Origin of the sequence: Salipiger pentaromativorans (assembly GCF_024721115.1) — a bacterium.
In the GTDB taxonomy this organism is placed as follows: domain Bacteria; phylum Pseudomonadota; class Alphaproteobacteria; order Rhodobacterales; family Rhodobacteraceae; genus Salipiger; species Salipiger pentaromativorans.
On the sequence record NZ_JAMDHK010000006.1, the window covers coordinates 149,896 to 164,051 of the forward strand.

At 60.5% G+C, this 14,156-nt stretch carries 19 protein-coding genes and 1 pseudogene; 7 read left to right on the forward strand and 13 right to left on the reverse strand.

What is annotated here, in order from left to right; all coding sequences use genetic code 11:
- Window positions 1-54: 54 nt before the first annotated feature.
- Genes M4578_RS12165 through M4578_RS12175 form a run of 3 tightly spaced genes read right to left on the reverse strand, consistent with a single transcriptional unit; the run spans window position 55 to window position 2,484 of the window.
- The gene (locus M4578_RS12165; protein ID WP_222481198.1) at window positions 55-360 is read right to left on the reverse strand and encodes an SHOCT domain-containing protein; all 306 of its coding nucleotides are present in this window, start codon (window positions 358-360) and stop codon (window positions 55-57) included.
- A complete protein-coding gene (locus tag M4578_RS12170) occupies window positions 296-1,762 on the reverse strand; it encodes an ATP-binding protein (protein ID WP_009807480.1) in 1,467 nt (488 codons plus the stop codon). Before M4578_RS12170 ends, M4578_RS12165 begins: the two co-directional genes overlap by 65 nt.
- A complete protein-coding gene (locus M4578_RS12175) occupies window positions 1,762-2,484 on the reverse strand; it encodes a response regulator (protein WP_258093576.1) in 723 nt (240 codons plus the stop codon). The genes M4578_RS12170 and M4578_RS12175 overlap by 1 nt, the downstream gene beginning before the upstream one ends.
- A gap of 188 nt (window positions 2,485-2,672) precedes the next feature.
- Between M4578_RS12175 and M4578_RS12180 the strand changes: the two genes are divergently transcribed.
- From M4578_RS12180 to M4578_RS12200, 5 genes are all read left to right on the forward strand, one after another.
- Window positions 2,673-3,146 (forward strand): rhodanese-like domain-containing protein, encoded by a 474-nt coding sequence (locus M4578_RS12180; RefSeq protein ID WP_008327269.1) that lies wholly within the window; start codon window positions 2,673-2,675, stop codon window positions 3,144-3,146.
- Between the two features lie 88 nt (window positions 3,147-3,234).
- On the forward strand, window positions 3,235-3,672 hold the full coding sequence (locus M4578_RS12185; protein WP_222481193.1) for an ion channel: 438 nt from the start codon (window positions 3,235-3,237) through the stop codon (window positions 3,670-3,672).
- Window positions 3,673-3,833: 161 nt separating this feature from the next.
- A complete protein-coding gene (locus M4578_RS12190; RefSeq protein WP_008327267.1) occupies window positions 3,834-4,283 on the forward strand; it encodes a DUF6010 family protein in 450 nt (149 codons plus the stop codon).
- Window positions 4,284-4,286: 3 nt separating this feature from the next.
- Window positions 4,287-4,949, forward strand: a complete 663-nt coding sequence (locus M4578_RS12195; protein WP_008327266.1) for a TVP38/TMEM64 family protein — start codon at window positions 4,287-4,289, stop codon at window positions 4,947-4,949.
- A 1-nt stretch (window position 4,950) separates the two neighbouring features.
- Window positions 4,951-5,349, forward strand: a complete 399-nt coding sequence (locus M4578_RS12200; protein ID WP_425463158.1) for a cation diffusion facilitator family transporter — start codon at window positions 4,951-4,953, stop codon at window positions 5,347-5,349.
- Here M4578_RS12200 and M4578_RS12205 read toward each other — a convergent pair.
- From M4578_RS12205 to M4578_RS12235, 9 genes and pseudogenes are all read right to left on the reverse strand, one after another.
- Entirely contained in the window at window positions 5,326-6,339 is a 1,014-nt protein-coding gene (locus tag M4578_RS12205; protein WP_420854810.1) for a transposase, read from the reverse strand. The genes M4578_RS12200 and M4578_RS12205 overlap by 24 nt on opposite strands.
- An 18-nt stretch (window positions 6,340-6,357) precedes the next feature.
- Entirely contained in the window at window positions 6,358-6,534 is a 177-nt protein-coding gene (locus tag M4578_RS25790; RefSeq protein WP_420854811.1) for a hypothetical protein, read from the reverse strand.
- A gap of 234 nt (window positions 6,535-6,768) precedes the next feature.
- A pseudogene (locus M4578_RS25795) lies at window positions 6,769-6,942 on the reverse strand (hypothetical protein); the annotation flags it as partial.
- 141 nt (window positions 6,943-7,083) lie between these two features.
- Complete coding sequence (gene merA, locus M4578_RS12210; RefSeq protein ID WP_009807474.1) at window positions 7,084-8,535, reverse strand: mercury(II) reductase; 1,452 nt, start codon at window positions 8,533-8,535, stop codon at window positions 7,084-7,086.
- Between the two features lie 57 nt (window positions 8,536-8,592).
- Window positions 8,593-9,942 carry a dihydrolipoyl dehydrogenase family protein gene (locus M4578_RS12215; RefSeq protein ID WP_008335974.1) on the reverse strand — a complete coding sequence of 450 codons (1,350 nt, stop codon included), beginning with the start codon at window positions 9,940-9,942 and terminating at the stop codon, window positions 8,593-8,595.
- A 63-nt stretch (window positions 9,943-10,005) separates the two neighbouring features.
- Window positions 10,006-10,236, reverse strand: coding sequence for a mercury resistance system transport protein MerF (gene merF / locus M4578_RS12220; protein ID WP_050759304.1), 231 nt, complete (start codon window positions 10,234-10,236; stop codon window positions 10,006-10,008).
- Window positions 10,237-10,333: 97 nt separating this feature from the next.
- Window positions 10,334-10,636 carry a hypothetical protein gene (locus tag M4578_RS12225; RefSeq protein ID WP_008335977.1) on the reverse strand — a complete coding sequence of 101 codons (303 nt, stop codon included), beginning with the start codon at window positions 10,634-10,636 and terminating at the stop codon, window positions 10,334-10,336.
- A 16-nt stretch (window positions 10,637-10,652) separates the two neighbouring features.
- The gene (locus tag M4578_RS12230) at window positions 10,653-10,958 is read right to left on the reverse strand and encodes a heavy-metal-associated domain-containing protein (RefSeq protein ID WP_009807473.1); all 306 of its coding nucleotides are present in this window, start codon (window positions 10,956-10,958) and stop codon (window positions 10,653-10,655) included.
- 12 nt (window positions 10,959-10,970) lie between these two features.
- Window positions 10,971-11,378 carry a mercuric transporter MerT family protein gene (locus M4578_RS12235; RefSeq protein ID WP_176244179.1) on the reverse strand — a complete coding sequence of 136 codons (408 nt, stop codon included), beginning with the start codon at window positions 11,376-11,378 and terminating at the stop codon, window positions 10,971-10,973.
- 96 nt (window positions 11,379-11,474) lie between these two features.
- Here M4578_RS12235 and M4578_RS12240 point away from each other — a divergent pair, with 96 nt between their 5' ends.
- Complete coding sequence (locus M4578_RS12240) at window positions 11,475-11,876, forward strand: MerR family transcriptional regulator (RefSeq protein ID WP_008335980.1); 402 nt, start codon at window positions 11,475-11,477, stop codon at window positions 11,874-11,876.
- 329 nt (window positions 11,877-12,205) lie between these two features.
- Here M4578_RS12240 and M4578_RS12245 read toward each other — a convergent pair whose 3' ends face one another.
- Window positions 12,206-13,273: a hypothetical protein gene (locus M4578_RS12245; RefSeq protein WP_008335981.1), complete on the reverse strand. Its 1,068-nt coding sequence runs from the start codon at window positions 13,271-13,273 to the stop codon at window positions 12,206-12,208.
- 226 nt (window positions 13,274-13,499) lie between these two features.
- Between M4578_RS12245 and M4578_RS12250 the strand changes: the two genes are divergently transcribed.
- Window positions 13,500-14,156: recombinase family protein (locus M4578_RS12250; RefSeq protein ID WP_258093577.1), on the forward strand; the 657-nt coding region annotated here is incomplete at its 3' end.

Below are 14,156 nucleotides of genomic sequence, written 5' to 3' on the forward strand. Positions count from 1 at the left end.
CTATTCAGCGTCGGTGGGCGTCGCGTCGGACGGCTTTGGCGTCCGCGGCGGGGTCTATTCGTCGAGCGTTGCTTTGCGGCGACGGAACTCTTCTTCGTCGATTTCCCCATTTGCAAAGCGGCGCCTGAGCGCTTCCTGCGCGTCCGAGTCCGGGGGACGGGTGCCATTGTCCCGCAGCCTGAACACCAGAAACACCACCAATGCGATCAGCGCACCCCAGAAGGCGAGCATCATGAAGCCGCCCATAAAGCCATAGCCACTGCCCCACATGTGCCCCGTCCAGGAGCCTGGTCCATCAGCCTGCGCCATGCTGGCGGGCAAGCTGGCCAGCAACGGCAGGATCAACGCGTTCAGTTTCATCTGTTTCTCCTTCGATCAGTTCGGTTTCATCCAACGGGATGGTGACAACAGCGCGCAAACCCGCGCTGTTCTGATTGACCAGCTGGATATCGCCGCCATGGGATTGGACGATTGTCCTCGCGATTGAGAGCCCAAGCCCATAACCGCCCGTTTCCAGAGACCTCGATTGCTCGAGGCGATAGAACGGATCGAAGACCTTTTCCAACTGGTCGACGGGAATGCCGGGCCCATTGTCATCGATGTTGAGTACGAGGTTCGAACCGTGGGTCGCCCAGCTGACTTTTGCGGCACCACCGTAGCGAACGGCGTTCTCAAGCAAGTTCCTCAGTGCCCTTCGGAACGCGTTGGGTCGAAGCCGCACGGCAACATCATCACTCGGGGCAAAGGTGCAGTGTGCCGCCATATCGCTGCACAAGCTGTCCAGAAAATTGCGCAGATCGACCACTTCGGCACCTTCGGATCCGGTAAGGCCGCGTGCAAAGGTGAGCGTCGCTTCGACCATACTCTGCATCTCTTCGACCGATGCGATGAGGCTGTCCCGCGTCTCTTCTTCGTCAACCAGCTCCGCGCGGACACGCATGGCAGTCAACGGCGAGCGTAAATCGTGGCCAAGGGCTGCGAGCATACGTGTACGATCACTGACAAACCGGGTCAGCCGTCGTTGCATGCGGTTGAATGCGACGGTCAGATCTCTGACCTCGGTCGGCCCTGTGACCGCCAATTCGCCCACATCTTCGCCCCGGCCAAGATGGTCCGCGGCCTTCGACAGGTGCCGCAAAGGACGCGTCAGGCGCGTCATTACAAACCAGAAGATCGCCACCAGAAGCAGTCCGGCGGAAATCCCGAAGGTCAGCATCGAATAGAAAGGCCATTGGATCGGCGGTCGCTCGAACCGCGTTCCGACATTCAGCCAACGCGCTCCCTTGATGGCGATGGACAGGTTCATTTCAACCGCTGTCAACTCTCCGCGCATCATCGCGAGATGCATTTCTGTCATCTCGTCCGAGAGATTGGGAAGAGGCCGCAACTCGCCCTCGACCTCGTGCAATTCAACGCGAATATCCCGGCTGTAGCTGTCATCCATCAGGGCGCGTATGCGCGCTTCCACGATGCCGCCGTCCGAATGACCGGTGTGATCCACGATCGGAGCGTCCGACAGATCGAACCGGATCAGAGGCGAATTTGCCGCGCGAAGGATCGAGTCCTGCAGATCCAGCGGGGCCTCTTCGATCAACCGCGCGACATTCGCTGCGCGACCCGCGGCCTCGAATCCTAAAGCTGCACGGATCGCAAGGCTGCGCTCGTCGGCGAACAGGAACAGGCTGATCACCTGGGCCACGACAAGTGCCGCGACCACAAGCAGGATCAATTGGCCGCTCAGAGATCTCATCGCACGGCGCATCACGGCGCATCCTCGACATCGGCAGCCAGACAGTATCCGCCGTTCCGCACCGTTTTGATGACACTGGGCCTAAGTACATCCGGCTCGATTTTGCGGCGGAGACGGCTGATCTGATTGTCGATGGTGCGATCCATCGGGCCTGCCGTCCGACCAGCGGTCAGGTCAAGCAACTGGTCACGGCTGAGCACCATCCTCGCGCGTTCCAGCAGGACCGCCAGCAATTTGAACTCGGAGGTCGTCAATGGGGTCTCGGTGGTGGACTCGTCAATCAGCACCTGCCGGTCGGTATCCAGTATCCAGTGCGCAAAAGAGACTTTCCTCCCAGCGAGGCTTCCGGCCACAGGTTCGTCGCGGTTGCTTCTCCGAAGAACCGACTTGATGCGGGCGAGCAGTTCTCGTGGATTGAACGGCTTGGGGAGATAATCGTCCGCACCGATTTCCAGACCCACGATCCGATCCGTTTCCTCACCAAGCGCCGTCAGCATGATGATCGGAAGATCACCCTCTGGCGCAAGTCTGCGGCAAACCGACAAACCGTCCTCGCCCGGCATCATGACATCGAGCACGAGGAGGTCGAAGTGACCAGTGGCCAGCTTGGCATCCATCTCCACGGCATCCCTGGCGACGGTCGTGCGCATTCCGTTCTTCTCCAGGAAGCGCGCGACGCTTTCGCGTATCTGAGCGTGGTCGTCCACGATAAGGATATGAGGTGGCGGTCCCATGGCGTCCTTCCTAGATCATCGTTGCATTCTGTTTCATGGGCAGAATTGTAGCCGTTTGTATCAGGTCAGTCCCTTGCTACAGATGGATACAAATCTGTGCCTGCACCGTGTCGTGCTCCCGGGTAGCGTCGCGCGTATGTTATGTGACCTTTGGGATCGCAACCGATCAAAGGATGAGGTTTTCGAATATGGCTCTTGATTTGAACCGGCGCCGTTTCGTTCTGGGTGCTCATATGACGGTGCTGACCGTCGCGGCGTCACCGCTGTTGGCGCAGAGCCGATCTGTCTGGTCGGCAGAGAATGCCTTTGACGCGCTTCTATCGGATACGGCGCGGATCATCGATGTCAGAACGCACAAAGAGTGGCAAGAAACCGGCGTAGGTGCTGGTGTATGGCCGATAAGCATGCACGCGTCCGGTTTTCCGGACCGATTGTTCAGGGCCAAGGAACTGAGCGGTGATCGCACTGTTGGACTGATCTGCGCCACTGGCGGACGCTCCGCATCGCTGCTTCGAGCGTTGAGACAAGCTGGTTATTCGGGCTACGCCGATATCTCGGAAGGGATGTTGGGATCAGGCGAAGGGCCTGGCTGGATCGCATCGAACTTGCCGACCGTTCCGGTGGATGTCGCCCTGAACGGGTTGCCCCCCGCGTTGGCCTGACCAGTGAAGAATCAATTGGTCCCGTTGTGCTAAAAGCCTGATGTATGGTCAAATTGACCTGTTTGAACAGGAAGACGGGTTTGGGTGTATGACCGAGTTGATGGCTATGTTTGTCGGAATATGCGCGGCGATCGTGATGGGAATTGTCCATCATTATGCGTTGTCGGGCATTCTGAAGTTTTCCCCGCAGCGGTCGGATGGCTCCGGCTTTCGGATCATCCTGACGTTTTCCACGTTGCTGTTGCTGCATGTCTTGGAACTTGTGACGCTCGCCGTGTTCAACACGATGGTGGTGGCAAGCGTTCTGCCGCAATCGTTCAGCAACAGCCCTCCGATGTTTCAGGATGTTCTCTATGTTACGGGCATCTCGTTCTCGACCCTTGGCTATTCGTCCATAGAGGTGGTCGGACCCTTTCGACTATTGCTGATGCTGCAATCGCTTTTGGGCTTCATGTTGCTGACCTGGTCAGCGACGTTTCTTTACTCAGCCTGCCAGCAAGTCTGGCAGAAGGCGAAAGATGACTGAAAATCGCCACGCGCGTCGGACATGAGCTTGGCGTCAGCGTCAAATACGTCCTGATATCGGTCCTTTGACCTCACCGTGGAACGGTTGAGTGAGCGCTGCGTTGCGCGCGTGGATGAATAGCCCTTGACCTTCCAGTTGCTGGAATCCCTAGGTACAAAGCCATGGCACAGATTTTCGAAAAGACAGGCGATCACGTATCGCACCATCGACACGGGGATATCTTGAAATCTCCCGTATGGGTTGGCGTGTTGCTTGTCGTTCTCACATTGCCGGCTCACCTTTTTTTGGATGAGCAAAGCTCGATAGCTCTTGCTTCGATCACGCTTGCTTTGATTGGCGGTGCCTATATCGGCTTTGGCGCTGCGGACGGCAGAGCGCGCGTGTTCTGGGCAGAGCTCGCGGTCGCCCTTTTGTTCGGCTTAGCAGCGTTCCTGGGGCTGATATGGCAGTGGGCCTTCCTCCCCTTGGGCTTGGCCCTTCACGCCCTTTGGGACATGTCACACCACAATTCTTATCGTCTCGCCCGGATTCCGAACTGGTATATTCCATTCTGCGTGGCCTTTGACCTTTTGGCAGCGACGTTCTTCGTTCTGCTCTATGCCGTGTTTTGATCCATGATGATGCGCATCCTTCTTATGGCGGTGTTCCTGATGGGAGTCGTCGCATTGGCCTTCCCGGACGTCCTTGGCGTTGACATTCGCCTGCCGGATCGCGCGGAAATTGACCGCTGGATCGAGGCGGCAGGTCTTGCCGGACCAATTGTCATCGTGGCGCTCATGACAATCGCTATTGTCGCAAGCCCCCTGCCCTCGGCGCCAATCGCACTCGCCGCCGGAGCGGCTTATGGACACACGTACGGGACGCTCTTCGTCGTTCTAGGTGCGGAACTCGGTGCGCTTGCCGCCTTTGGTCTGGCCCGCGGCTTGGGTCGTCCCTTCGTTGAGCGTCATCTCGGTCAGAAGATTAACGCAGGCCTGTTCGGGTCCCAGAACACTCTGACCTTCCTGGTCTTCGGCAGTCGCCTGCTGCCGTTTCTGTCCTTCGATATGATCAGTTACGCCGCAGGTCTGAGCAAGCTGCATCTTTGGAGGTTCGCGCTGGCCACGATGGCCGGGATTATTCCAGCGAGTTTCTTGCTCGCTCACATGGGCAGCCAGGCGATGAACGGCGATGCCCGCACTGCCACATGGACCGCACTTGCGCTGGGTGGCTTTACCGGCCTGTCGGTTCTCTTCGCCGCGACGCGAAAGACCGGTACGAAACGGAAGGAGAGCTGATATGGCCAGTCATTCCCACGCCGGGCATATGCCGAGTTCCGGCAAGGCCCTTGTGATTTCGGCCTGGCTCACCGGCGTCTACTTCGTGATTGAACTGGCCGTCGGGCTCTGGACTGGCTCGATTGCCGTCCTGTCGGATGCGTTTCACACCCTGTCGGCGGTTGGCGGCGTTCTGGTGGCCATCATCGCGCAGCGCATTGCGCGCCGCCCGGCGGATTCGGCGCGGAGTTTCGGCTGGTACCGCGCCGAGATCATCGGGGCACTGGTGAATGGCGGCTTTCTTCTCGGTATGGCGCTTCTGGTGATCTGGATGGGCGCGATGCGGCTCGGGAATCCGATTCACCTGGTGTCGCGTTGCCCTTTAATCGGCTCTGCCTCAATCTGTGTGGTGGAACGGTAGCATTCTCGCCCGCAACAATTCTGGACCGGCTCGGCCGTACATGGCGCGTTTGAGGGTCTTCAGGCGATTGATCTGACCTTCTGCTTGGCCGTTGCTCCAGGGCATCTCGATGGCGTTTTTGACGGCTTCGTAGTCCCGGTTCACTGTGCGGGCAAAGCGCACGATGGGCGCCAGGTCGGTTTCGATCGCGTCGTCGATCCATGCAGGGAGCGGGTCTGCCACGCGGCCGCGCAGGATACCATTGAACCGCATGGCGAGGCTGCGCATCGATACGAAGGCGGGAGAGCGGGTCTTGAGCGCATCGACTTTACGCGCCTGATCCGAGGTGAGCTTGCCGCGCGGTTTGATGCACAGCGCGGCCGCGATGACCGGGGAGATCGCGTGCCCCGTTTCCGGGTCCCGAACCGGCTCCAGGATCTTGTGTTCTACCTTGGGATCGCTCGCTTGCTGTTCGGCTCTGCGCCAACCCGCCAGCAGCCGCTGCAAATGCGACTGGCTCCCCTCGTAACCACGCTCTTGGATCAGACTGAAAAGGGCGCTGCCAGTTCGAATGCCCTCCTTCCAGCTTTGGCTCAGGAACTCTTCAAAATACCATGGCGAACTCGGCTTCAAAGCGGCCCGCCTGCGGTCCGGTGGTGTTTCGAACTGCAGCCATTTCGCGATGCTGCGACGCGGAAACCCTGTTCGCCGCCCGATCTCGCTGCAGGAAAGTCCCTGATTTCGGAGCGCATGGATGGTGGTGAAAATCTCTTCCCGGGACGTCCTGTGCGCAAGGCGGGACTTCAGAAGGCTTCCGGCTGCGGTGATGTTGTCGGCGTCGGACAGCAGCGCCCTGCCGGTGGCACGGCCGTGAAGGTTCATCTGTTCCTCAATGGCCTGCCGCAGGTTTTGCACGATATGGAACCGGTCGGCGACCTGCTTTGCCTGCGGTGCCCCTTGCCGGGCAGCCTTGGCGTAGAGACCGCACCGATCTCTGCTGATCACTTCCACCTCGGGGTGTCGCTTTAGTCAGTTGGTGCAGGTGACGACATCTCGATCCTCGAGGATGTCGATGACCACGCGACGCTCCAGATCCACGATGATCGTGCCGTAGGTTTGCGATTTCCGCCAGCTCCAATCGTCGATCCCGATGATTGTCGGCGCCTCGGTGGTGCCTTGAGCACACCTTTTCAGCTGCCTGAGCACCGTGTCATCGCTGACCCCAAGGCCCAAACGATGCAACAACCGCTCCGCAGGCCGTCCGCCTGTCGCATGCCCAAGATGGCCGACAATCTCCCCTACACGCGAAGTACGACGTGCAAATGGACGCGCAATCGAGCTGATCTGGTCCGAGAAAGTCCGGCGCGGGCAAGCAGGCGCCAAACATCGCCAACGGCAAACTGCGAGATCAACCGTTACCGCGTCTCCATGCGCGGGATAATCCTGCAGCCACCGACGCCGCCAGCCATGACGTCGGCGTGAATGCAATCCACAGTCTGGGCAAATGCCGTTGGGTGCCAAGACGCCAGATACAATCCACCCGCCGGATTCACTTCGTTCAACGCTTTGAACTGCAACATCGCTGCCCGGCGACCAGTGCTTCTTCGAACTCACAACTATCCCTCCTGAATTTTCCAGTTTCAGGATAGTTGCGCCACACAAAGTGAGGCAGAGCCCAATTAAGGGCTACGCGACGCGATCAACGCACCGGGAAGTGTCGACAGAAGATCGGTCCTTTCCTTCAGCACCATGGCATTACCCCGCGCAGCAGCTGAGTTTGGCCACATCCTTGTCGAAAGTCTGGGCCGCAAGTTTCAGCCCTTCAACCGTGGTCAGATATGGGAAAATCGTTTCGCCGAGGGCCTTGGAGGTCATGCCGAACTTGAGCGCCATTGCCAGCGTCTGGATCGTGTCCGAGCCTTCGGGCGCCACGATCTGGCCGCCCAGCAGGCGGTCGGTCTTGGCGTCGGCCACCAGCTTGATCACGCCGCGGGTGTTGCGGGCCGCGGCGGCGCGCGGGACGTTGTCGAGCGTGATCACGCTGATCTTGACCTCGTGCCCCGCCGCCTTGGCCCCAGCCTCTGAAACGCCGACACCGGCCACTTGCGGGTCGGTGAACACGACCCATGGCATCGCCGCATTCTCATAGCGCATTGGCTCCAGTCCAAGGGCATTGTTGATTGCCACCTTGGCACCGTAGGCGGCCATGTAGACGAACTGGTCACGGTCGGTGACATCGCCCGCCGCCCAGACGCCGGCCCGCGTCGTGGCCATGTCAGGACCGACCTTGATCGAGCCGCGCGCGTCGGTCTCTATCCCGAGGTCTTCCAACCCGAGGTTCTCGGAATTGGCCACCCGTCCGGTGGTCACAACCAGCCGTTCGGCGGACAAAACCTCGGTCTTTCCATCGCGTTCGACAGTCAGAATGACGCCGCCCGCAGCTTTCGCGGCCGAGACGTAAGCAAGACCGGTCTCGACCGCGATGCCTTCGGTCTTCAGCGCTTGCGTCAGCGCCTGGGCCACCTCCGGCTCGGCGCCGGGCAGAAGGCGCGAGCGGGTCACAAGCGTGACTTTCACCCCCAGCCTTGAGGCCATCTGCGCCAACTCGCAGCCGATATAGCCGCCGCCCAGCACAATGATGCTTTCGGGTCGGTCGGGCAGGGTCAGCAGACCGGTGGAATCGAGGGTCTCCACGGTGTCGATGCCTTTGATGGCAGGTTGATGGGGGCGCGAGCCGGTGGCGATCAGGATGCGCGGGGCGGATATCACCCGCCCGCCGACAGCGACGCCACCCTCGACCAATCGCGCCGGGCCGTCCTCGATATAGGTGACGTTCTCATAGGCGGGCAGCAGGTCGATATATTTCTTGTGCCGCATCTCCGCGACCAGATCGGTCGTGCCTTTCACAACGGCTGGCCAATCCACCGCATGTTCGCAGGACGCAATGCCCGGGAACCGGGCAGCGGACGCGCCACCATGGGCCGCCTCTGCGGCGCGGATCATCGCCTTGGACGGAACGCAGCCGACGTTCACGCAGGTGCCGCCGATGGTGCCGTGCCCGACAAGCGCCACCCGCTTTCCGGCTTCAGCTGCAGTGATCGAAGCCGAGAACCCGGCAGAGCCCGCACCGACGACGATCAGGTCATAACTGTCGGCGCCGACATCCTTCGAAGAGCAGCAATCATGTTCCTTGACGGTTTGATCCATTTTCATTTCCTTTACTTGAACCGGGCGCCACCATCTTGGCGGCGGTCAAATTTCAATTCACACCATCGACCCGATGTCGGAGGCGTAACTGGGATAAGCGAAAATCATCGCCTTGATCTGATTTGCGGTCTGCCCGGCACCCATGGCCATGGCGAAAAGATTGATCTGCTCCTCGGCTCCTGGTCCGATCAGGTGCGCGCCGAGTATTTGCCCGCTGCCCCGTTCGACAAGAACCTTGAATCCGGTGTGTTTCGCGCCGACGCGCAGCGACGAATACCAGCCCTCCGTCTTCTCGAAATGCACATCGAACTTCAGCCCCTGCTCCCTGGCCGCCGCTTCCGACAAGCCCACGGTAGCAACCATGGGCAGGGTGAAGACCACTGACGGGATCGGCGGATACTTGATCTCCCGCGCGTCCTTGCCGCCCAGAATGTTCTTCCCCGCGATGCGTCCCTCTGCCGCCGAGACCGGGGTCAGATTCAACCCGCTATCAGCGCAGTCGCCGGCCGCGAAAATGGCCGGGTTGGTGGCGCGCATCGCGTCGCTCACCTTGATGCCACGGCGTGAGTATTCGACTCCAGCGGCCTCGAGGTTCAGCCCGTCTATGTTGGGCACGCGGCCGGTGCCATGCACCACCAGATCGCAAGTGATCGTTTCGGTGCCGTCGTGACGTTCCACGGTGACCACGACTTCGTCGCCCTGTTTCTCGATCTTCGCCACCTTCGCTTTGGTGCGCAGATCGACGCCCAGCTCTGCGGTCGCCTCGACCAGCATCGCGACCAGATCGGGATCAAAGTTGCCCAGGGGGCGGTCCATCATCTCCAGCACGGTCACCTCGCGCGCGCCCGCGCGCTTGGCCACATGGGCGAATTCCATCGCGATGAACCCGCCGCCGACAAAGGCGATGCGGTCGGGACGCTCGGGCAGTTCCAGGAAATCGGTCGAGGTGGCGAGATACTCCTCGCCCGGGATGTTCAGCGTCATCGGTCGGGCACCGGTGGCGATGTGGAAATGCTTCGCCCTCAGGGTCTCGCCGTTCAACTCGATCGCATCGGGGCCGGTAAACCGTACCTCTCCGTGCAAGACGTCGATCCCGGCCTTTTCCAGCCCGGCCTCGATGCGCGGTGGCATCGCGTCGGTGAAGCTGCGCTTGAAGGCGATCATGTCGGACCAGTTGACCGAAGGCTGCGCCTCCAGCCCCTTGCCCTTCATGTTTTCCGCCCACTCGACGCCCTCGGTGACGGCGATCAGCATCTTCTTGGGATCGCAACCGCGCAGGGCGCAGGTGCCGCCATGGGGCTCGCTGTCGATGCTGGCGACGCTCCAGCCGGCATTCGCCGCCATCCGGGCGACGCCATTGCCACCGGTTCCACCGCCGATCACGATAAGGTCGTAGCTCTTCGTCATAAGGTTTTTCTCTTCAATGCTTTGTCTGAGGCGCTATTTGGATGGATGTCAGCCCAGTTTCCCTCAGGACGCCGAGCCGCGCGCGTTCTTGCGCCAGAGCGCGTAAATGGTCAGCAGGATAAAGATGCCCAGTGCCGGAAACAGCACGAGGTCGAGATATCCGACGACGGCGGCCAGGCCGACCGCGCCGAAGAGGATCACCAAAATGGGCGTAAAGCAGCAGAGCGCCACAATGATGGTGCCGATGATGCCCACTTTCAAAAGGCCGTTCGAAGATGTGTCGTCTGAAGGCATCGTAATTTGTTTCCTCATGTCTGGTGCATCAATTGCGTGGTGCCACCGGATCCGGGATCGACCCGAACAGCCCAAAGACCTGTGCCGGTGCGTTGCTCTACTCGGCCGCGAAATCGGCCGGGCGGTGGATACTCTCACCGGCGGCCCGGGTTTTGGTGCAAGTCTCATCCGGTGCGCCATCGACACCTGCTGATCCCCTGCGCCTGATCTCGCGAACAACCAGCGCCGCGCCAATTGCCGCGACGACAGCGGCTATTCCGCCGAGCCCCATCAACCACCCGCCAATCCCGCCGAGAATGGTGGCTAGGATGACGCCACCGCCGCCGCAGCAGATCACCATGATCGGCGCGGCAATGATGAAGGCCAGAAGCCCGCCCAAATGTTTGTCATCCATGGCCATACCCGTCCTTCCGTGCTCAGGACTCCCCCGCCTGGAGCACCTCGGCCGGATAGCCATTGGCCAGAACCGCCTCGATGATCATGTCTGGGTTGGCCGCCTGATCGTCGAAGGCCACGACGTAAGTGCCCGTGCCAAACTCCTCGCCTTCCTGGAAGTCGACGATTTCGACCGTGGGCACGCCGCGCATCGCCGCCGCGACGGTGAACGAGCAGGTCGGGCATGTCAGTTCGGCGACACCGACATTGATGCGCTGTTCTTCGGCACTGGCGGGCATTGCGGCCAGAATGCCGAGAGTTGCGAGTGCGAGAGAGAGATGTTTCATCGGTTACGCCTTTCAGTAGGACAGGATGTAGGGGGTCAGGTAGGGGAAGATCATCGCCACGGCGACGATCCCGCTGGCAATCCAGAGAATGGACCGCATGAGTGTTCGGTTCATCGGTCGCGCGCAGGTGCCATCAACGCAGGCTTCGGCCGGGATCGGGCTATACGCCTTGTAAAAGCCGTATCCGATGAAAGCGGCACTCAGTGCGAAGGTGATCCACTTATATTGATAGAACGCGCCCAACTGGGCGATGAACACGCCGGTGACGCCGAAGCTCACCAGCACCAGCGGCAGGATGCAACAGGAGGTCATGGCCAGCGCGCCGAGTACGCCGAGCCCGGTTGTCGCCCATGCCTTTTTGTCAGCTGCCGGGGTTTCGCCCATTGCCGACTGGCGGCCGGCGGATGTGGTTTCAGTCATGGTTCGAATCATCCTTGCCTCAGTGATGATCTCAATCTAGGGTCTGTAGCTGGTACAGGCTCAAGGGGGTTTGGTGTGAATAATCATCACAGATCGGTGAAGGTCCTCAGGCGCGGAGATCTGGCCAAGCTGACCGGCTGCAATCTCGAAACTATTCGCTACTACGAGAACATCGGCGTCATGCCCGAGCCGCCGCGCTCCAGCAAAAATTATCGCGTCTACGATGACAGACATGTCGCGCGTCTGCGCTTCATCATGCGCGCGCGCGAGTTGGGGTTCACGCTCGACGAGGTTCGCGATCTGCTCGCATTGGTCGATGGCGGGGCCCAGACCTGCGGCGAGGTGCAGGGTCTGGCAAATGCGCATCTCGCTTCAGTCCGCGCCAAGATCGCGGATCTCAAGCGCATTGAGCACGTCCTGTCGTCCACCGTGGCGCAATGTAGCGGAGACGATGTGCCCGAATGCCCCGTCATAGATGCGCTGAGGGAGGAGGCCTAAAAGGTTTCTTGAGGAAATCCGCGGCAATCAAACCGGACAGTCCTTGGCTTCCGCGCTAGGAACACCGTGACCAATATCGCGGGCAGCGAAGAAACCGCGCTCTGAGGTGCCCCTAGTTTCCTAGACATCCGCTTCCACGAATCAGGCCGTAGCCGGCCAAGCTGATCAACTCGGACAGGTGCAGGCACAGAGTTACCGCAAGATTTATCGCTCGATCCGGCACCGCGGCTTCGAGGTGCTCGCGCCTCTCCTGAAGGTCGCGTATTTTACTGGAAACTGAATGGCTGAAATCCCGCTTGGGCATGTTCTTGTTCTCATTTAGGCAAATTCTAATTTGCTGTCCGCCACATTCGAAACTTTCCCTGCCCTGTTACCTCACGGACCAATCCCCTTTCTTCCATCCAGGTCAGGTTCCGCTGGACCGCCGCTCGGCTAGTGCCGGTCAGGGCCTCGGCCATCGGTGCGGAGAGGAGCGGCCATTCGGTCAGCACGGCACGCAAAGCCGGTGGAGTTTTGCCTGAGAGCGAGCTCATCTCTGCTTCTGTCCTCGCTGACCATGTCTCGATATAGTCCAAGTGCCGCATCGCGGTCAGGCAGGCAGTCTCCATCCCATCCAGCCAGCGAGCAAGACGCTCCGGTGGTAAGCCCGACGCGCGCAACCCCCCTGCCCCACCCATAGCTAGTGGTGCAAAGTTCGCTCCCTTTCCGTCGCTGGCCGTGATCCTTGCCGCGGTAACGGCTGCTTCGATCTGGTCGCCTTGTTGCCCGAGACCCGCCAAGCTCCAGAGGTGAAACCCCATGCAAGCCCGCGTGATCGGGTGTAGATGAACAGCTGATTTCATCACCTCCAGCCATCCGCCCGCGCGCTCCTCTAGCCGCTCGGTGGCATCCTCGATGTTCTCGGGATCGCGGCGGTCCAGAAAGGCCGCCAGATCGACCATTGGACCCGGACCACCCATCAGGCGGCGAACAGCCCAGCCAACTCTTGCCAAGGCATTCGGGTCATCCTGTGCGCCAGACAATCGCATTGATATCCAAAGAGCGAGGCGGTCAGAACTCACCCGATCCCCTGCAAGCCAGCTGAGGTCTGCCGCCTCGATCAGTGCCAGTCTGTGTCGCCAGCCATCCGGGCCACGCAGCAAGCGGTCATCCAGCGCACCCAGGCGTCCAGCCACCTTTGCCAGCCGCGCAGCCTGAGCCGCTTCCGCCTTTGCCCAGTCGTCGATGACAGCAATGTCGGACGGTTCTGCCCGTGGCCCGGGCGGCAAATCATCCGGTTCTTCTTCGAGCGGCCCCGGCAGGAACCAGAGGTCGTCCTCGTGAGCCCCCACATCCCCCTCGGTGGTGATGAGGGGGTCGTCAAAATCATCAGGAAAAGTAGATGCTTGCGGCTTCATATGTGCAAAATATCTATATTATGCACATTACCCAAGCGATTTTGTGGCAGTTGCCCGCGCTCTTTATATAGTACGGACGCGCGACTGTCGGCGGAACCTCTCAGATCGCGCTCAGTGCAAGAAAACCAAGGGATTGTGCACCAGCACGACAAGAGATCACTTGCTTGCATTCGTTTTCAAACGGTCGTTTATTGGCCATATATAAAATTGCAAACGGCTCTTTTCCATGCCCCTGATAGGCTATGCGCGCGTCTCCACCGAGGATCAGACCCCCCTGCCCCAGTCTGAGGCACTGCAGTCTGCGGGATGCGCCGAGATCTTTGAAGAGCACGCCTCGGGCGGCAATCGCGCGCGGCCCGTGCTTGCACGTGTGCTGGAGCGGATTGGCAAGGGCGACACGCTGGTCGTCGTGCGGATCGACCGGCTTGCGCGGTCTTTGTCGCACCTACTTGAGGTGATCGAAAGACTGGAGGGCAAGGGGGCGTTCTTCCGCTCGCTCCAGGACCCGATCGACACTGCCTCGCCCCAGGGCAAGTTCACGTTGCAGGTTCTGGGCGCTGCGGCTGAGTTCGAACGCGCTCTGATCCGCGAGCGTACCAAAGCCGGACTTGCCTCGGCACGCTCAAAGGGCCGCGTCGGCGGCAACCCAGGTCTTCGCGCCAAGGACCCTGAAGCGCTGCGCAAGGTACGGCTGGCGCGGCAGGATGGCTACATGGAGCGCCTCAACGAGACCGCGCAGGATTGGGTGCCCCATGTGCGCCGCCTGCGCCCCGATATGGCTTGGGAAGACGTGCTGCGGATCATCAATGGCCCCCTGCCCCATGATCGGCGCTGGACGCAAAGCCGCCTGCTCCGCGCCGTGAAGGCATACGTGGCGGACGGA